Annotated in this window: 17 protein-coding genes and 1 riboswitch; of the genes, 13 read left to right on the top strand and 4 right to left on the bottom strand. The window is 70.5% G+C overall.

All coding sequences use genetic code 11. From position 1 onward, the window contains the following. Window positions 1-7 precede the first annotated feature (7 nt). Entirely contained in the window at window positions 8-745 is a 738-nt protein-coding gene (locus tag ADL12_RS22585; protein ID WP_062704500.1) for an SDR family oxidoreductase, read from the bottom strand. 106 nt (window positions 746-851) lie between these two features. Beyond that, complete coding sequence (locus ADL12_RS22580; protein WP_062704499.1) at window positions 852-1,748, bottom strand: RNA polymerase sigma-70 factor; 897 nt, start codon at window positions 1,746-1,748, stop codon at window positions 852-854. Between the two features lie 371 nt (window positions 1,749-2,119). Continuing rightward, a riboswitch (FMN riboswitch) is annotated at window positions 2,120-2,250 on the top strand. A 145-nt stretch (window positions 2,251-2,395) separates the two neighbouring features. Here ADL12_RS22580 and ADL12_RS22575 point away from each other — a divergent pair. The 9 genes from ADL12_RS22575 to ADL12_RS22535 all read left to right on the top strand — a co-directional run bounded on the left by ADL12_RS22575 (window position 2,396) and on the right by ADL12_RS22535 (window position 9,750). Next, complete coding sequence (locus tag ADL12_RS22575; protein WP_062704498.1) at window positions 2,396-3,013, top strand: riboflavin synthase; 618 nt, start codon at window positions 2,396-2,398, stop codon at window positions 3,011-3,013. Continuing rightward, window positions 3,010-3,651, top strand: a complete 642-nt coding sequence (locus ADL12_RS22570) for a nicotinamide mononucleotide transporter family protein (RefSeq protein ID WP_062704497.1) — start codon at window positions 3,010-3,012, stop codon at window positions 3,649-3,651. Before ADL12_RS22575 ends, ADL12_RS22570 begins: the two co-directional genes overlap by 4 nt. After that, a complete protein-coding gene (locus ADL12_RS22565; protein ID WP_062704496.1) occupies window positions 3,648-4,937 on the top strand; it encodes a bifunctional 3,4-dihydroxy-2-butanone-4-phosphate synthase/GTP cyclohydrolase II in 1,290 nt (429 codons plus the stop codon). Before ADL12_RS22570 ends, ADL12_RS22565 begins: the two co-directional genes overlap by 4 nt. Before the next feature lie 22 nt (window positions 4,938-4,959). Next, window positions 4,960-5,445 carry a 6,7-dimethyl-8-ribityllumazine synthase gene (gene ribH, locus ADL12_RS22560; RefSeq protein ID WP_062704495.1) on the top strand — a complete coding sequence of 162 codons (486 nt, stop codon included), beginning with the start codon at window positions 4,960-4,962 and terminating at the stop codon, window positions 5,443-5,445. A gap of 34 nt (window positions 5,446-5,479) precedes the next feature. Beyond that, window positions 5,480-5,752 carry a phosphoribosyl-ATP diphosphatase gene (locus ADL12_RS22555; RefSeq protein ID WP_062704494.1) on the top strand — a complete coding sequence of 91 codons (273 nt, stop codon included), beginning with the start codon at window positions 5,480-5,482 and terminating at the stop codon, window positions 5,750-5,752. A gap of 48 nt (window positions 5,753-5,800) precedes the next feature. After that, window positions 5,801-6,652: an ATP phosphoribosyltransferase gene (gene hisG, locus ADL12_RS22550; RefSeq protein WP_062704493.1), complete on the top strand. Its 852-nt coding sequence runs from the start codon at window positions 5,801-5,803 to the stop codon at window positions 6,650-6,652. 19 nt (window positions 6,653-6,671) lie between these two features. Beyond that, window positions 6,672-7,130 carry a PH domain-containing protein gene (locus tag ADL12_RS22545; RefSeq protein WP_062704492.1) on the top strand — a complete coding sequence of 153 codons (459 nt, stop codon included), beginning with the start codon at window positions 6,672-6,674 and terminating at the stop codon, window positions 7,128-7,130. 203 nt (window positions 7,131-7,333) lie between these two features. After that, window positions 7,334-8,665, top strand: a complete 1,332-nt coding sequence (locus tag ADL12_RS22540; protein WP_062704491.1) for a hemolysin family protein — start codon at window positions 7,334-7,336, stop codon at window positions 8,663-8,665. Beyond that, entirely contained in the window at window positions 8,662-9,750 is a 1,089-nt protein-coding gene (locus tag ADL12_RS22535) for a hemolysin family protein (RefSeq protein WP_062704490.1), read from the top strand. The genes ADL12_RS22540 and ADL12_RS22535 overlap by 4 nt, the downstream gene beginning before the upstream one ends. A 720-nt stretch (window positions 9,751-10,470) precedes the next feature. On the opposite strand, the gene ADL12_RS22530 is transcribed toward ADL12_RS22535, so the two are convergent. Both ADL12_RS22530 and ADL12_RS22525 read right to left on the bottom strand, forming a co-directional pair. Continuing rightward, complete coding sequence (locus ADL12_RS22530; RefSeq protein ID WP_062704489.1) at window positions 10,471-12,336, bottom strand: AAA family ATPase; 1,866 nt, start codon at window positions 12,334-12,336, stop codon at window positions 10,471-10,473. Window positions 12,337-12,766: 430 nt separating this feature from the next. Then, a complete protein-coding gene (locus tag ADL12_RS22525; protein WP_062704488.1) occupies window positions 12,767-13,387 on the bottom strand; it encodes a uridine kinase family protein in 621 nt (206 codons plus the stop codon). A gap of 239 nt (window positions 13,388-13,626) precedes the next feature. Between ADL12_RS22525 and ADL12_RS22520 the strand changes: the two genes are divergently transcribed. The 4 genes from ADL12_RS22520 (at window position 13,627) to ADL12_RS52920 (ending at window position 17,989) form a co-directional block, all read left to right on the top strand. Continuing rightward, the gene (locus ADL12_RS22520) at window positions 13,627-14,580 is read left to right on the top strand and encodes a hypothetical protein (protein ID WP_208614595.1); all 954 of its coding nucleotides are present in this window, start codon (window positions 13,627-13,629) and stop codon (window positions 14,578-14,580) included. 125 nt (window positions 14,581-14,705) lie between these two features. Beyond that, entirely contained in the window at window positions 14,706-16,160 is a 1,455-nt protein-coding gene (locus ADL12_RS22515) for an amino acid permease (protein ID WP_062704486.1), read from the top strand. 215 nt (window positions 16,161-16,375) lie between these two features. After that, window positions 16,376-17,746, top strand: coding sequence for a peptidase C39 family protein (locus tag ADL12_RS22510; protein ID WP_062704485.1), 1,371 nt, complete (start codon window positions 16,376-16,378; stop codon window positions 17,744-17,746). Between the two features lie 102 nt (window positions 17,747-17,848). Beyond that, complete coding sequence (locus ADL12_RS52920; protein WP_107119989.1) at window positions 17,849-17,989, top strand: SCO1431 family membrane protein; 141 nt, start codon at window positions 17,849-17,851, stop codon at window positions 17,987-17,989. The last annotated feature ends 43 nt before the right edge of the window (window positions 17,990-18,032 follow it).

Below are 18,032 nucleotides of genomic sequence, written 5' to 3'. Positions count from 1 at the left end.
CGCCCCGTCAGACCCGCCGCCCCAAGTACTCCTCGAACGTCCCCTTCCCCACCGCCCGCCCCGGCGTCAGATGGCCGCCCGAGCGGAACCCCCGGTAGCCCTCTCCCCACAGCGGCACGCTCACCACGGCCCGCTTTCGGCCCGTCGCCTTGAGGTACGCGCGGGCCAGTGAATCGAAGGTCCGCACTTCAGGGCCGCCCATGTCCTCCACCCGCCCGGCGGGGGCTGCCAGGGCCAGTTCGGCGAGGCGGTCCGCGACCTCCGCCGCCTCCACGGGCTGGTCCTTCACGCCGGCCGGGAGCAGCATCACGGGCAGCTTGGACAGGATTCCGAACAGCCGTAGCAGCAGGTCGTGGAACTGCGTCGTCCGCAGCACGGTCCAGCCGAGCCCCGACTCCTCGATCAGCGTCTCCACGGCGAGCTTGGTCTTGTAGTAGCCGAACGGCACCCGGTCGATGCCCACGATCGAGATGTAGACCAGGTGCCGTACGCCCGCCTTGCGTGCCGCCGCGATCAGATGCGCCGCCGCCTCCTGGTCACCCCCGCCCGGCGTAGTCGCGCAGTGCACGATCGTGTCCACGCCCTCCACCGCCGCGTCCAGGCCGGGGCCGCCCTTGCGCAGATCGACGGCGTACGGCTGGGCGTGCCGGCTGAGCACCCGCACCTCGTGCCCGTCCGCGCGCAGCCGCTCGGTGACGAGCCGGCCGAGCGTTCCGGTACCGCCGGTCACCAGGATCGTGGTCATGTCGTTCAGTCCCTTCGGACGCCGGGCGCTCCCGGATGGAGCGCCCCTCGTCAGCCTTGACCGAGTACCCGGTGCGGAATGTGACAGACGGCCGTGGAGCCCGTCGTCAAAGGCCCTGCGCCCCGCCCAGCTGACGGCCCGCGAAAGCCAGCTTGTCCGGGTTCACCACGGCTCGGGCGTGCACGACGAGCCCGTCGCTCAGCTCCAGCGCGACCACGCCGAGGAGCGTGTCGCCCGCCCATGCGGCCACCGCCGGCTCGCCGTTGAGCTCGGCCGTCGTGAAGTGGACGCCCTGCATGAACCGCTCGACCAGGCCCACCAGGAAACGGGACACCTTCTCCCGGCCCTCGACCGGCCGCCGGGCCGCCGAGACCTTGCCACCACCGTCACTCGACCAGACCACGTCGGCCGCCAGAAGCTTCTCCAGCCGGGCCAGATCACCGTCCCGGGCCGCTGCCACGAAGGACGCGACGAGTTCTACCTGCCGCTCGGGAGCCGGCTCGAACCGCGACCGCGCCTCACCCACCCGTTGGACCGCCCGCCGGTACAGCTGACGGCAGTTGGCCTCGGTCAGATCCAGCACCTCGGCGATCTCCCGGTGCCCGTACGCGAACGCCTCCCGCAGCACGTACACGGCCCGCTCGGTCGGCGTGAGCCGCTCCAGCAGCACCAGCATCGCCATGGACACGGCGTCGCGCTGCTCGGCGGACTCCAGCGGTCCGAGTGTGCCGTCCGAGGTGACCACGGGCTCGGGCAGCCAGGGCCCGATGTACTGCTCGCGCCGGGCCCTGGCCGAAGTCAGCCGGGTGAGACAGAGGTTGGTGACCACCTTGGCAAGCCAGGCCGCCGGGTGCTCGATCCGCGCACGGTCGGCGCCACTGAACCGCAGGTATGCGTCCTGGACGGTGTCCTCGGCCTCCTCGGCGGAGCCCAGCATCCGATAGGCCAGGCCGAACAGCCGGGGCCGGTGGGTCTCGAACTCGTCGGCGGTCGCGGTCGTCATGCCGTTCACCCTGCCAGAACCACGGGAAGCGGCACCTGGGAGGCCCGGCGGCGGGCAAGGGCCGTCGTCACCGCCGCCGGGCCGTCTGCGCGGGGCTCGGCGGGCTCCGAGGCCCTGCCACCCACCCCGGTCACCGATGTCCGTGCGCTCTCCACTGGAAGAGGCCGCGAAGGGCGACGGGGTTCCCGACCTCCAAAGTCGTTCCTGTCCAGGGAAGTTGCGCCGACCCTAGGGAGGACTAGACCAGTGAGTCAATAGGTATGGACCAACCCTGAATCGGAGAAATCCAGCCAGCCGCCCTGTGAGGCACCCCACAGCATTCGCCCGCATGGACGCGGATCAGGCGTGGCAGACTGGCCGTGTACCAGAAGCAGCGCACTCCGGGGTCGGTGAAAGTCCGAACCGGCGGTTACAGTCCGCGACCCGGTCGCCTCCAGCGGCCGGTTGACCAGGTGAAATTCCTGGACCGACGGTTAAAGTCCGGATGGGAGGCAGTGCGCGGCGGGCGGGCATTCGTGCGCGCCGCCGTACCGGTTCGTCCTTGAGGCGAGCCCTGTCCGGCGTCGCCCCGGTGTCTCTGCTCGTACATTCTGTCGTCATCGACAGCCCCGGAGTCCGTGCCCCTATGCGGCAGGAGGACCCGGGAAGTGTTCACCGGAATCGTCGAAGAGCTGGGCCACGTCACGGCCGTCGAGACCCTCGACGACGCCTGTCGCTTCCGACTGCGCGGTCCCGTCGTCACCGAGGGCGCGAAGCACGGCGACTCCATCGCGGTCAACGGCGTCTGCCTCACGGTCGTCGACCACGAGGGCGACGAGTTCACCGCCGACGTCATGGCCGAGACCCTCAACCGCTCCAGCCTGGGCGTCCTCACCGTCGGCTCCCGCGTCAACCTCGAACGCCCCATGGCCGTGGGCGAGCGCCTCGGCGGCCACATCGTGCAGGGCCACGTCGACGGCACCGGCGAGGTACTGGAGCGCAAGCCCTCCGAGAACTGGGAGATCGTCAAGATCTCACTCCCCGCGGACCTCTCCCGGTACGTCGTCGAGAAGGGCTCCATCACCGTCGACGGCATCAGCCTCACCGTCGTCGACGCCGGGCCCGACTACTTCACCGTCAGCCTCATCCCGACCACCCTCGACCTGACCACGCTCGGCCTGAAGCAGCCCGGCGACCCGGTCAACCTCGAGGTCGACGTCATCGCCAAGTACGTCGAGCGGATGCTGGGCGACCGGCTCTCCTCCGAAGGGGCGACGGCCAAGTGAACTCGCTGAACTCCGAGGCCTTCGCCCTGTTCGGCCAGCACATCCTCTGGTCGGACATGATCGGCAACCTCTTCGGCCTGGCCGCCCTCGCCCTCGGCTGGCGGCGGTCCATATGGACCTGGCCCGTGCAGTTCCTGGCCGGCCTGATCCTCTTCGGCGCCTTCTTCGGCCACCTCACCGGCAGCGCGGGCAAGCAGGCGGTCGTCATGCTCGTCGCCCTGTACGGCTGGTGGCAGTGGCAGCGCGGCAAGGGCCGGACGGCGGACGGCCACATAGCCGTACGGTTCGCGACCTGGCGCGAGCGCGGCGCGATGGTCGCGGCGGCCACCGCCGGCACCGTCGCGGTGGCGCTGCTCTTCAAGGCGTACCCGACCCTGTCCTGGGACCCCTGGCCCGACGCCTACATCTTCGTCGGCACCGTCGTCGCCATGTACGCACAGGCACGCGGCATGGTCGAGTTCTGGTTCGCCTGGCTGCTCGTCGACCTGGTCGGCGTGCCCCTGAACTTCGCCAACGGCTACGCCTTTTCCGGCTTCGTCTACGTCATCTACGGCGCACTCGTCCTGTGGGGCATGCGCGACTGGTGGCTGCGCTCCCGCGAGGACGCGCGGCCCGTCCTGGAAGGAGCGCCGGCATGACCACGGCACCGATTCTGTACAGCACCGACGGCTTCGAGGACCTCACGCTCGACCCGATCGAGCGGGCCATCGCCGACATCGCGGCGGGCCGCCCCGTCGTGGTCGTCGACGACGAGGACCGGGAGAACGAGGGCGACCTCGTCGTGGCCGCCGAGCACGCGACCCCCGAGATCGTCGCCTTCATGATGAGCGAGTGCCGCGGCCTGATCTGCGCCCCCATGGAGCCCGAGGAACTCGACCGGCTGGGCCTCCCGCAGATGGTCGACGACAACACCGAGTCGATGAAGACCGCGTTCACGGTGTCCGTGGACGCCTCGGGGGCGCACGGTGTGACCACGGGCATCTCGGCCTCCGACCGGTCGACCACGCTCCAACTCCTCGCGAGCGGCACGGCGCAGGCCTCGGACTTCGTCCGCCCCGGCCACATCTTCCCGCTGCGCGCCAAGCCCGGCGGCGTCCTCGCGCGCAACGGCCACACCGAGGCCGCCGTCGACCTCGCCCGCCTCGCGGGGCTGCGCCCGGCCGGCGCCATCGTCGAGATCGCCGGCGAGGACGGCGAGATGCTGCGGCTGCCCGAGCTGATCCCGTTCGCCCGCAAGCACGGCCTGACGATCATCTCCATCGAGGACCTGATCGCCTACCGCCGTTCCGCCGAGCCCACCGTCCGCCGCGAGGCCGAGACCCGGCTCCCCACGGCCCACGGCACCTTCAGGGCGTACGGCTACCGCTCCACCGTCGACGGCGTCGAGCACGTCGCCCTCGTGCACGGCGAGATCGGCGACGGCGAGGACGTCCTGGTCCGCGTCCACTCCGAGTGCCTCACCGGCGATGTGTTCGGCTCCCTGCGCTGCGACTGCGGCCCCCAGCTGGACACCTCCCTGCAGCGCATCCAGGCCGAGGGCAGGGGAGTGGTGGTCTACCTGCGCGGCCACGAGGGACGCGGCATCGGCCTGCTGTCCAAGCTGCGCGCGTACGAACTCCAGGAGCGCGGCCGCGACACCCTCGACGCCAACCTCGAACTCGGCCTGCCCGCCGACGCCCGCGACTACGGCGCCGGCGCGCAGATCCTGACGGACCTGGGCATCACCAGCGTCCGCCTGATGACCAACAACCCCGACAAGAGCGACGCCCTCGTGCGGCACGGCATCAAGGTCACCGACCGCGAGCCGATGCCCATACAGGCGGGCGAGCACAACCTCCACTACCTGCGCACCAAGCGGGACCGGATGGGACACGACCTGCCCTGGCTGGACACGGCCCCCGTGTCCACCTGCAGCAACCAGTAGCACTACGAGGAGACACAAGAACGTGAGCGGCAAGGGCGCACCGGAGCTGTCCGTACGCAATGTGGGCGACCTTCGGGTCGCGGTCATCGCGGCGCAGTGGCACGAAAAGGTGATGGACGGTCTGGTCGACGGCGCGCTGCGCGCCCTGCACGACCTGGGGATCGACGAGCCGACCCTCCTGCGGGTCCCCGGCAGCTGGGAACTCCCGGTCGTCGCCAAGGTCCTCGCGGGCCGCGGCTACGACGCGATCGTGGCCCTCGGCGTCGTCATCCGCGGCGGCACCCCCCACTTCGAGTACGTCTGCCAGGGCGTGACCCAGGGCCTGACCCAGGTCTCGGTCGAGACCGGCGTCCCCGTCGGCTTCGGCGTGCTGACCTGCGACACCGAGGAACAGGCCCTGGACCGGGCGGGCATCGAGGGCTCCAGCGAGGACAAGGGGCACGAGGCGGTGACCGCGGCGGTGGCGACGGCGGCCACCCTCCGCTCAGTATCTGAACCCTGGCGCTGACGAAACCGGTACTTGGCATAGGCTGAGCGTCACCATGTCCAAGAAGACGTTCGAGGAGCTCTTCACCGAGCTCCAGCAGAAGGCCGCCGACGGCGACCCAGCCACTTCCCGCACCGCCGAACTGGTCGGCAAGGGCGTCCATGCCATCGGCAAGAAGGTCGTCGAGGAGGCCGCCGAGGTCTGGATGGCCGCCGAGTACGAGGGCAAGGAAGCGGCCGCCGAGGAGATCTCGCAGCTGCTGTACCACGTCCAGGTGATGATGGTCGCCCGCGGGATCTCCCTGGACGACGTGTACGCCCACCTCTGAGCACCGACAACCCGCACACCGTAAGAGCGAACGAAGGAAGCCGACCTCATGCTGCGCATCGCCGTCCCCAACAAGGGTTCACTGTCCGGCCCTGCGGCGGAGATGCTGCATGAGGCCGGCTACCAGCAACGCCGCGAGTCCAAGGAACTGCGGATCGTCGACCCGGAGAACGAGGTCGAGTTCTTCTACCTCCGCCCCCGCGACATCGCGATCTACGTCTCCTCCGGGCAGCTCGACATCGGCATCACCGGCCGTGACCTGCTGATCGACTCCGGCGCCAACGCCGAGGAGATCCTGCCGCTGGGCTTCGCCCGCTCCACCTTCCGCTTCGCCACCAAGCCGGGCACCGTCGGCGACGACCTGACGGACCTGAACGGCAAGACGGTCGCCACCTCCTACGAGGGCATCGTCGCCAAGCACCTCGCCGACAACGGCATCGACGCCTCCGTCGTCCACCTCGACGGCGCCGTCGAGACCGCCATCGAACTCGGCGTCGCCCAGGTGATCGCGGACGTCGTCGAGACGGGCACCTCGCTGCGCAACGCCGGCCTGGAGGTCGTCGGCACGCCGATCATGAAGTCCGAGGCCGTCGTGATCCGCCGCACCGGTGCGGACGGCGAGGAGCCCAAGGTGCAGCAGTTCCTGCGCCGCCTCCAGGGTGTCCTGGTCGCCCGGACGTACGTGATGATGGACTACGACTGCCGCGTCGAGCAGCTCGAGAAGGCCGTCGCCCTCACCCCGGGGCTGGAGTCCCCGACCGTCTCCCCGCTGCACAACGAGGGCTGGGTCGCCGTCCGGGCCATGGTTCCGGCCAAGGAGGCCCAGCGGATCATGGACGACCTGTACGACATCGGCGCGCGGGCCATCCTGACGACGGCCATCCACGCCTGCCGCCTCTGACCCGAGGGGCCGTACACCGATGTCCTCCGAACTGCCCAACCTGCCCGTCACGTTCCGGCCGGGCCGCACCCGGGCCGTCCTGCTCACGGCCGGGATCGCGATCTTCGTCGTCATCACGGCGGTCGCACTCCTGCTGGAGAAGCTCGGCCCGGGCGAGCGTCTCAGCTTCATCCTCACCGGCGCGCTCATGTTCGGCGTGCTGGCCATGCTGGCGCGCGTCAAGGTCGTCGCCGACGAGTCCGGCGTCACCGTGGTCAACATCGCCGGCAAGCGCCGTCTGGAGTGGGCCGAGATCGTCCAGGTGAACCTCCGCCCGGGTGATCCCTGGGTGTTCCTCAACCTCAGCGACGGCACCAGCCTGCCCGCGCTCGGCATCCAGCCGGGCATCGCCAAGCAGCGGGCCATCGCCGACGCGCGCGCACTGCGGGCTCTCGCCGAGGCCCGCGCCATCAACGACCCCGAGGGCCGTCAGGGCTGACTCGGGGGCGTTCACCCTGCCGTAAATCCCCATGTCTTGATTAATCTGTTGGCGGAGGCGTTTTCGTGGCGCCTCCGCCGCTGATGTTCCCACCGGTCTTCAGAGGCCCCCCTGCTACCCGAGGAGTGATTCCCTCCAGCGATGGACGGATCGTCCTGTAGTACCTGCGCCGCCCCCTCCCGACATACCGGGGCGGCGGCATCATGAGCACCCCCTTGCTGCTTCTGGCAGCCGCGTTCCTCCTGATCCTCGCCAACGGCTTCTTCGTGGCCGCCGAGTTCGGCCTGGTCACGGTCGAGGCCACGGACGCCGAAAAGGCCGCGGCCGACGGCGACCGACGGGCCCGCCGGGTCGTCGAGTCACTCAGGGAACTGTCCTTCCAGCTCTCCGGCACCCAGCTCGGCATCACCATCACCTCCCTCGTCGTCGGCATGCTCGCCGAACCGGCGCTCGCGGAGCTGCTGGGCGGCCCCTTCACCGCGATCGGCATTCCCGAGGGCGCTGGGTCCGGGGTCGCCGTGGTCGTCGGCATGCTGCTGGCCTCGGCCGTGCAGATGGTGATCGGTGAGCTCGTGCCCAAGAACTGGGCGGTGTCCCGGCCGATGCAGGTCGCGCGCTTCGTCGCCGGCCCGCAGCACGTCTTCGCGCGCCTGTTCCGGCCGGTGATCGCCGCACTGAACTCCGTCGCCAACCGCCTCGTCCGCGCCATGGGCATCGAGCCCGCCGAGGAGCTGGCCTCCGCCCGAACCCCCGGCGAACTCGTCTCCCTGGCCCGGCACTCCGCGCAGGCAGGTGCCCTGGAGCAGGACACCGCGGACCTGTTCGTACGGACCCTTTCGCTCGCCGAACTGACCGCGCAGCACGTGATGACCCCGCGCGTGAAGGTCAGCGCGCTGCAGTCGTCGGCGACCGCCGAGGACGTGGTGAACCTGACCCGCGCCACGGGCCTGTCCCGCTTCCCGGTCTACCGGGAGAGGATCGACGAGATCGTCGGCATGGTCCATCTGAAGGACGCGCTGGCGATCCGTTCGAGTGATCGTCTGCGCACCCCGGTCGGCCGCATCGCCCGCCCGGCGCTGCTCGTCCCCGAGACCCTGCCGGTCCAGCCCCTCCTCGCCCAGCTGCGCAGCGAGCAGCCCATCGCCGTCGTCGTCGACGAGTACGGCGGCACGGCCGGGGTCGTCACACTGGAGGACATCGTCGAGGAGATCGTGGGCGAGGTCCGCGACGAGCACGACGACGTGCTCAACGAACCGCCCGAACTCGCCGCCGCACCGCCGGAGGACGGCCGCCCCGCCTGGGACGCCGACGGCAGCTGCCGCGTCGACATCCTGCAGCGCATAGGACTCGACGTGCCCGAGGGGCCGTACGAGACCGTCGCCGGCCTGGTCGCCGACCTGCTCGGGCGTATCCCGGCCGTCGGCGACAAGGCGGAACTGCCGGGCTGGCGGCTGTCGGTGCGCCGGGTCGGCCACTACCGGGCCGAACGGGTCCGGCTGGTCAGGACCGGGGCCGTGGTGGAGGTCGCCCGATGAGCGTGCTCCAACTCCTCTTCGCCGCGTTGCTCGTGCTCGCCAACGGCTTCTTCGTCGGCGCCGAGTTCGCCCTCGTCTCGGTCCGCCGCAGCCAGATCGAACCGCTGGGCACGGCGCGGGCCCGCCAGGTCCTGTACGGCCTGGAGCGGCTGCCGCAGATGATGGCGGCGGCCCAGTTCGGCATCACGGTCTGCTCGCTGACGCTCGGCGCGGTCGCCGAACCGACGGTGGCGCACCTGCTGGAGCCGGTGTTCGAATGGATCCACCTGCCGCACGGCCTGATCCACCCGCTCACCTACGTCATCGCGCTCGCCGCGGTGGTCTTCTTCCACCTGGTCATCGGCGAGATGCTGCCGAAGAACATGGCGATGGCGGCGCCCGAGAAGGTCGCGCTGTGGCTCAGCCCCGGCCTGGTCTGGTTCGCCCGCTTCTGCCGGCCGATCACCCTGGCCCTCGGCGCGGTCGCCAAGGCCATCCTGCGGCTGTTCCGTGTCGAGCCGAAGGACGAGGTCGAGGCGGTCTTCACCAGCGAGCAGCTCAACCGCCTCGTCGAGGACTCCGGCCAGGCCGGCCTGCTCGACCCCGAGGAGCAGGAACGTCTGGAGGACGCGCTGGAACTGGGCTCCCGCCCAGTGACGGACGTGCTCCTCAAGCGCGAGTCCCTCATCACGGTCAGCCCGTCGGTCACGCCCGGCCAGATCGTCGCGCTCACCGCCCGCACGGGGTACTCCCGTTTCCCGGTTGCGGCGGAGACCGGCGCCTTCATGGGCTACCTGCACGTGAAGGACGTACTGGACCTGGAGGAGTCGGAGCGGGCGGTGCCGCAGCAGGTGTGGCGCCCGATGACGACGCTGCGCTCGGAACTGCCGCTGGACGACGCGTTGACGGTGATGCGCCGCGCCGCGACACACCTGGCCCAGGTGGCCGACGCGTCCGGCAAGGTGCTCGGGCTCGTCGCGCTCGAGGACGTACTGGAGCTGCTGGTCGGCGAGGTACGGGACCCGGCACACCGGGAGCTGCCGGAGGTGCGGGTCACGGGACCGCGCGTGAGCAGCGGCGAGCCGGAGGAGGCCCTGGCGGGCTGAGCGACGCCGCCGCCCCTGAGAAGCGGGCAGCCGCAAGAACACCGACCGACCGAGACGCGCCGCCCCTTGGCCAAGCGAGCCACAGGGGCGGCGCCCACTCGACGGCGTTTTCATCCCACGCTGCCTGCGGACGTCGTGGGGCTGGGGCGGTGCGCACCGGGCGCGTCTGGATCCCACGCAGTCTGCGCGCCGCCATGCCGCTGGGACGATGCCCACCCGGGCGGTGCCCACCTGTACCTTGCGTCTGAGGGCGGTCGTGTCGGCGGGCGGTGGCCCGTGGCGGCGTCTGCACCCGGGCGCTGTCTGAGGGCGGTCGTGTGGGGCTGGGGCGGTGCGCATCCGGCGGTGTCTGGATTCCGCACAGTCTGCGGGCGGTCATGCCGTTGGGATGATGTCCATTCCGGTGGTGCCCACCTCTGCGTGTCCTGCGGCCTGAGGGCGGTGGTGCCGCCGGGGGGTGGCTCGTGGCGGCGTCTGCATCCGGCGCTGTCTGCGGGCAGCCATGCCGTTGGGACGATGCCCGTCTCGGCGGTGCCCTCTGCGTGCTCTGCGCCTGACGGCGGTCGCGCCGATGGCTGTGGCCCGTGGCGGTGTCTGCATCCCGTGCAGTCTTCGGGCATCCGTGCCGTTGGGCCGCCCGGCTCCCGGCCCAAAGAGGGCGGCGCCCCGCCGGTGCGGGCGAGCGTCCCCACTCCGGCACCGAGGGCTGCCCGACGTCCGTCACATCGCCGACGGATCCTGCGGGCCCCTTCCCGACAGGACCTCCCCGTACGCCTGCATCAGATCCGGCAGTCGAAGTGTCGACAAGTCGTCCCTCGTCAGCGCGCCCGGATAGGTCGTCAACCGCAGATCCCGGTACGCACAGCTCTTCTCGTACAGCGTCCGCAGGAACCGCCCGTTGCCCAACTCGTCGATCCACCCCTGGTCGACGACATGCCCGGCGATCGATCGCAGCTCGTCCAGTGCCTCCTCGTCCCACACGTCCCCGTTCTCCGCGGCGAGCACCTCGCCGATCGAGGTGAGTTCGAGGGGCCGGTAGGACGGGAAGTCGACGCGGGTCGTGAAGCGGGACGACAGGCCTGGATTGGCGGCCAGCAGACGGTCCATGCCCTCGGGGTAACCGGCCAGGATCACCACCAGGTGGTCCCGGTTGTCCTCGGCCCGCTTCAGCAGCACCTGGAGGGCCTCGTCGCCGTAGGCGTCGCCCTTGCCGTAGCCGGAGTTGGAGAGGGAGTACGCCTCGTCCACGAACAGGACACCGCCGAGCGCGGAGTCGATGAGCTCGTTGGCCTTCACGGCCGTCTGGCCCAGATACTCGCCGACCAGATCGGCTCGCTGGGCCTCCACGAGATGGTCGCCGCCGAGAAGGCCGAGGGCGTAGAAGACGCGGCCGAGGATGCGGGCGACCGTGGTCTTACCGGTGCCGGAGGGGCCGGAGAAGACGAAGTGCCGTTTGGGCGGCTGCACCGGCAGACCCTGCCCGGTGCGCAGACGGGCCATGTTCAACTGCGCGGACAGCGCCTTGACCTGGCGTTTGACGGGTTCCAGCCCCACCATGCGCTCGAGCTCGGCGAGCGCCTCCTCGAGTAACCCGGGGTCGGTGGGCCCGGCGGGCAGCGGCTGCCCCGGTACGGCGGTCTTCTCGCGCACCGTCGGATCGACCACCGACGGCAGCGGACCGGCCGGCGGCAGGTCGGGGTCCGGCAGTCTCAGGTCCCGCCCCTCCATGCCGAAGAGCGGATCGAACCCGTCGGGACCGTCGGCCACGTCCTGTCCGACCCCGGTGAGGGTGATCGCCGCGAGGTCGGCGGAGTCGTCGTAGCCGTCGCCCTCGGCGATCGCCGCGAGCCGGGCCGAGGTGTCCATGAAGGCGGGGTCGACGCGGTGCACGGCACGGTAGAGCGGGAGGGCGGCCGCGGACCGCCCCGTGCCCTCATGCGCCCGGGCCAGCCAGTACCGCAGCTCCTTGCGCTGTGGCTGCTCGCTGCGGCAGCGCATCAGCGCGGCCGACAACAGCGGCTCGGCCTGCCCGTACATCTCCAGCCGTACCCGCGCCATCCCGCCGAACAGGCCGGCCTCGATGCCGAGCATGGTGTCGTTGAGCAGCGGGTCGGTGTGCCGGACGAGCTGTTCCCAGTCCTTGACCAGATAGGCGCGGCAGGCGTGCAGGAAGCGGACCTGGTGGTCGGTGTCCACGGGCGGGAGCCCGGCCAGCGCGCGGTCCAGCTCCGGGACGTGCCGGCCGTCCAGCCAGTGCGAGGCGTGGGCCAGCAGCAGATCGCGCGGGCTCTCCAGGACCGGCTGCACCCACCAGCCCAGCCAGTACCAGGAGTTGAGCGTCCGCCGGTGCCGGGTGCGCTGTTCCCCGAAGCGCTCCCGGTGCCGGAACATCCGCAGCAGCGCGGTCGTCGTGTCGACGCGCAGCGCGTGCAGCCCGAGCCAGCCGTCGGCCATCCCGGGATCGATCCGCACCGCGGTACGGAACTCCTCCTCCGCCTGTGGATACGCCCCCATCGTGTAGGCATCCACACCTCGCAGCCAGGCGAGGTCGGCCGGGGCCTCGGGGCCCTGCATGCCGAAGTCCATCACGTCCCCCACAAACCGTGCCCCCGTCAGTTGGCCGACCGGTCGCGCGTCGACCGCCTTGATCGAACCGCCGTGCCGCGGACCGGAGTTGCAACGGTGCGCAGAGCAGCCGTCCGTAGGGCGCACCAAGGGCATCGTACCTGCGCGGGTGTGGCCCGCCCCAGGGTGCCGCACGGGCCGTTTGGCGAGGTGGGAGCAGATCAGGCGCACCGCGCTCGATGACCGAGGGTGAGCGAATCACGTCTCTCGGCGCCCGGAAAAAGGGGGGCAGGGCAGAACGAAGCCCCCGATCACGGGGGAACAACCGGGGGCTTCGCGTGTGTGGGCGGCTTCGAATGGCCGCTCATTGAGAACGTAAGTCCTGTACGGCCCCCGGGTCAAGCCGAGTTGAAGCACTCCGAGAACTTCTCCCGCAAGGCTCTTCACAAGTTCAGCACATTGCCGATGGCCCGTCACTCTGTGTGATGGACTGGTCCGGTCCAACGGTCCCGGCAGGCCCAGGAACCACCTCATATCCCTTGCCGCACTGCCGAACCAGGAGATCGGCGAACGGCCGGGACGGGTCGTCGGCGAAGTGCTTCCGCTCCGCCCTGACCCACCCCTCCCAGAACTCCCGCTGCTCCTCCCCGTCCCGCGAGCGCCCCCGGGTCCACGACTCCTCGCGCGCCAGCTCCATCCACAGCAGCCGGGCGAGATACGGACGCAGTGCGCGGCGGCCGGCGCCGACGCCCTCGATGACGATCACCGGGGCGGGCGGCAGCGCGAGGGGCGGTCCGAAGCGGCGGGCCCGCCAGTCGTAGGGGGTGTAGTGGGCGGTCTCGCCGTGTGCGAGCGGTTCGATCACCTGGGTCAGCAGGCGCTCGGTCCACTCGAACAGCTCGTCGTGGCTGGCGATGTCGTCGAGGCGCAGCACCGGGGCGTCGCCGAGCGCGCGGGCCAACTGCCCGGCGAACGTGGACTTTCCGGAGCCGGCGTGCCCGTCCACGCCGATGAGGCGGACCGGGCCGCAGGACGGGGGAAGGCGGCGGAGCCGCGTGGCGAGGTCTTGAATCGTTTTTTCCTGAGGTGCGGCGCGGGCATATTTCCTTGGAACATTCTAGTAGCGGGTGAATGCGGGTGGTACGGCGGGATGAGAAAAGGTGTCGCTTTGAACTAGCTGCCGGAGGTCCGCAATGCCGCCGAAAAACTCCGGCCGCCACAGCGAAATGTGCGTTCCGGTTGAGTCCCATGCTGAGTAAGGTGCCTGGTGCGCAACTGTGAGGTGCCGTAACGGGGGATGGGCTGGGACAGATGGCCGCGGGGTTATTCGAGGGGCAGTATGTGTGGCATCCGGCGGCCGACGACCGCCTGCTCGCGAGCGTATGCGTCGATGTACGCGCCGGCCGATATCTGAGCGCCCGCGACGCGCTGGCCGAAACCCATGGCGACTTCGGTCTGCGCGCCCACCGCTCTCTCGTGCTCGCCTCCGAGGCCGCCGACTCCGACCTCGTCGAGCGCTGGCTGGCCGAGGAACCCGGCCCCGAGGCGGCGCTGCTGTGGGCGCGGGTGGCCGTGCTGCGGGCACTGCGCGCGGCCGACGCGCGTGACCCCCGGGCCGAGGCGCTGGAGCGGATAGCGCTGGCCGCCTGCGAGCGGGCCGCGACGGCGGACCCCGCCGATCCCACGCCCTGGGTGGCCAAGCTGGCGATGGCCCGACTGCACCGGCTGCGCGACCAGGCGCCGCGCGGGCTGCTCACGGCACCGCCCGGGCCGTGGCGCCTGTTTGCGCACGTCCTCTCGCTCGACCCCTGGCACCGTGAGGCCCACCACCGCTTCCTGGCCTGCTTCTTCACCCGGCACGGCGGCTCCGTGACCGCCGCCTGGGACGTCGCCGCCTTCCTCGGCCAGCGCGCGCCCGCCGACTCGCCGCTGCGCCTGCTCCCGCTGGTCGCCCTGGTGGCGAGCTACGACCCGACCCAACTGCTCGCCGACCGCGTCTGGGAGCAGCCGCAGTGGCGCTCGACCGCCCTGGCGATCCACCAGAACTGGCTGCCCACGGTGGCCGAATACCGCTTCACCCCGGTCCTCGACCTGGCCTACCTCGCCCACGCCCTGGTCATGGCCCGGCGCGAGGAGGAGGCCCGCGCCGTCTTCGCGGCGATGGGGCCGTACGCCTCCCGGATGCCCTGGTCCGCCTTCGGCGATCCGGCCGAGCAGCTCTCCCGGGCGCGCCGCGCCTGCGGTCTGCCCGTGCCGAGCGTCTGACGGACCACAACCCCCCACCGAAGAGAAAGGTCCGACCCGTGTCAGAACGGATATCGGCTCCGCGTGCCAAAGCGCGCGGGGGAGCGGTTCCGATCGCGCTCGACGACGATGCCACCCTGCATGCGATGGGTTATCCGAGAAAACTCACGCGGCGCTTTCAGGCGTTCGACAATTTCGCCATCTCGTTCACCATCATCAACATCATCTCGGGTATTTTCTCAGGCTTTGGATTCGGTCTGAACGCCGGCGGCCCGAGTATTCTCGTCTTCGGCTGGATCGGCGTCTCCGCCATGGTGCTCTTCGTGGGAGCAGCGATGGCGGAAGTCGCCTCGGCCTATCCGACGAGCGGCGCGCTGTATTTCTCCGCCGGAAAGCTCGCCAAACGGCACAAGGGTGCGTGGTCCTGGTACACGGGCTGGCTGAATTTCGTGGGCCAGGTCGGCGGCACGGCCGCCACCGGGTACGCCGCAGCCACCTTCCTCCAGGCGTTCATCGCCCTGCAGTGGCCCTCGTACGAGCCGACGCCGCACCGGACGGTGCTGATCACGGCCCTGATCATCGTGCTCCAGGGGCTCGCCAACACCTACACCGTGCACCTGGTGGCCGTACTGAACCGGATCTCCGTGTGGTGGCTGCTGAGCGGACTCGTGGTTATCGTGAGCGCCCTGATCGTCATGCCCGAACATCATCAGTCGGCCTCGTTCGTCACGCATTTCGCGAACAACACCGGTTTCACGAGCGGGCTTTACGGCGGGATGCTCGGTCTGCTGGTCACCAGCTGGACCTTCACCGGCTTCGACGGCAGCTTCCACATGTCCGAGGAAACGGTCCGGGCGACGGTCAACGCGCCGAAGGGGATCACGCGGGCGATCGGATACTCGGCGATCGCCGGGCTGCTGCTGATGCTCGCATTGGTCTACAGCATTCGTGACTACGACCGTGTGGCGAGCGCCGACGCGCCTCCCGTACAGATCCTGATCGACGGGCTCGGACTGGGGACCGCCAAGGTGGTGCTGCTGATCGTCATCGGCGCCATGCTCTTCTGCGGGCTCGCCAACCTCACCAGCAACACCCGGCAGATCTTCGCCTTCTCCCGGGACGGCGCGATGCCCGGCTCCCGCTGGTGGCACTCGGTCTCGCCGCGCACGCGCACGCCCGTCAAGGCGGTGTGGCTGGCGGTGGCCTGCTCGCTGGCGCTGGTGGTGCCCGGCTGGTGGTCGCACACGGCGTTCACCGCCATCGTCAGCGTCAACGTCGTCGGACTCTTCCTCGCGTACGCCGTGCCCATCCTGCTCCGGCTGCGACTGGGCGACGAGTTCCAGCCAGGGCCCTGGCACCTGGGCCGCTGGGGGCGGCCGGTCGGGGTCGTCGCGGTGACCTGGATCGTGCTGAGCAGTGCCCTCTTCATGCTGCCGCAGGCCTCACCGATCACCGCCCACTCCTTCAACTACGCGCCGATCGCGCTGGCCGTCGTCCTGGCCGCGGCCACGGTGTGGTGGTTCGCCGCCGCCCGCCGCCGCTTCCACGGCCCGGTCAGTTACGGCCGTCCCGACGAGGTCGCGGCCATGGACCTGGTCTGACGACACGTCACCGGTAGGAGCCGTCAGGGTCAGGGTCTCGGCGTACACCGCGGCGGAGGTGTACGCCGAGGCTCAGGCCATGCCAGTGGTCGACACCAATATTGTTGGGCGCGCCAGGGACCGAAGTGCTGGCAGGCGGGACCGCCTGCGGCCATAGTTGGCGGACAGCCGTGCATTGGACCCGCCCGACTCGGACACCTGGGGGTCTTACGCCCATGAGCAGAGCCGAACAGCCGTCCCGCAGAACCGTCCTGGCGGCCGCGGTCGCCGCAGCCGTCGCCGGCGGTGGCAGTGCAGGCCCGTCGGTCGCCGCCGACACCACCGCCGAGGGCACGGACCCCGCGCAGGCCCCGGCCCGCACCGTCGACAACCGCGCCTGGACCACGTACACCGACTGGCGCAGCGGCGCCGCCAACGGCACGCGTGCCGTCGCGGGAGGCCGCCCCGGCATCGTCATCGCCACCCCTTCCGGCACCACCGACTACACAGATCCGCACACCGGCAAGAGCGCCCGCTGGGAGCATGCGACCTGGACCTCGCCCGTCCACCGGCTCTCCGTCCCCTCGACCGAGGCGATCGCCTGCTGGAACGCGCACACCCCCGCGGGCACCTGGCTCCAGATCGAGCTGATGGGGACCTACTCCGACGGCACCGCCACCCCCTGGTACGTGCTGGGCCGCTGGGCCGCCGGCGACCAGGACATCCGGCGGACCTCGGTCGACGACCAGAGCGACGGCAAGAGCAGCGTCTGGACGGACACGCTCGCCATCGACGCCCCGGCCACCGGGCTGCGCCTCACCTCGTACCAGCTGCGGCTGACCCTCTACCGCAAGCCCGGCACGAAGCTCACCCCCACCGTCTGGCGGGTCGGTGCGATGGGCTCCGACGTCCCCGACCGCTTCACCGTCCCGGCCTCCGCCCCCGGCCTCGCCCACGAGCTGATCGTCCCGCGCTACTCGCAGGAGACCCACGTCGGCCAGTACCCGGAGTACGACAACGGCGGCGAGGCGTGGTGCAGCCCCACCTCCTCGCAGATGATCATCGAGTACTGGGGCGGGCGCCTCACCCCGCAGCAGCTGGCCTGGGTCGACCCGGCGTACGCCGACCCGCAGGTCTGCCACGCGGCCCGGTTCAGCTACGACTACCAGTACGAGGGCTGCGGCAACTGGCCGTTCAACGCCGCCTACGCGGCCACCTTCAAGGGCCTGCAGGGCGTGGTCACCCGGCTCGGCTCGCTCTCCGACCTCGCGAGGCTGATCGCGGCCGGCATCCCGGCCATAACGTCCCAGTCCTTCCTGGAGGAGGAGCTGACCGGGGCGGGATACGGCACCGCCGGGCATCTGATGACCGTCATCGGCTTCACCGCCGAGGGCGACGTGATCGCCAACGACCCGAACTCACCGAGCAACGAGGCGGTGCGGCGCGTCTACAAGCGGCGCGAGTGGGAGAACATCTGGCTCAGGACCAAGCGGTACAACGCCAGCGGCAAGGTCGTCTCCGGCACCGGCGGCGTCTGTTACCTCTACTTCCCGGCGTCGCTGACACCGGGACAGCGCGCCGCGCTCGCGGCCGTGGGCGTGCGCTGAGCCGCCGGACGCAGACGCACGCAGGGCCCCGGGAAACCGGGGCCTTTGTGCTGTGAGCAACGTCTCTGCCGCAAAAGCCGTCCCCGCTGGCAAGGTGGGCATATGACCGCGCACTCAGCCACCGCCACCCACGTCCGCACCGGCGGCCCCAAGGGGGACGGCCCGAAGCTCGTGGAGCACGTCATGGGCTGGACCCTCGTGGTGGTCGTCGCGATGCTCGTCACCCAGCTCGGCCTGCTGTGACCTGACACACACCGGACGCTTTGATCGGACATATGCCGACCGT

The sequence above is a fragment of the Streptomyces regalis genome, assembly GCF_001509475.1.
GTDB classification, from domain to species: domain Bacteria; phylum Actinomycetota; class Actinomycetes; order Streptomycetales; family Streptomycetaceae; genus Streptomyces; species Streptomyces regalis.
This window is presented reverse-complemented; position numbering and strand designations above follow the sequence as displayed.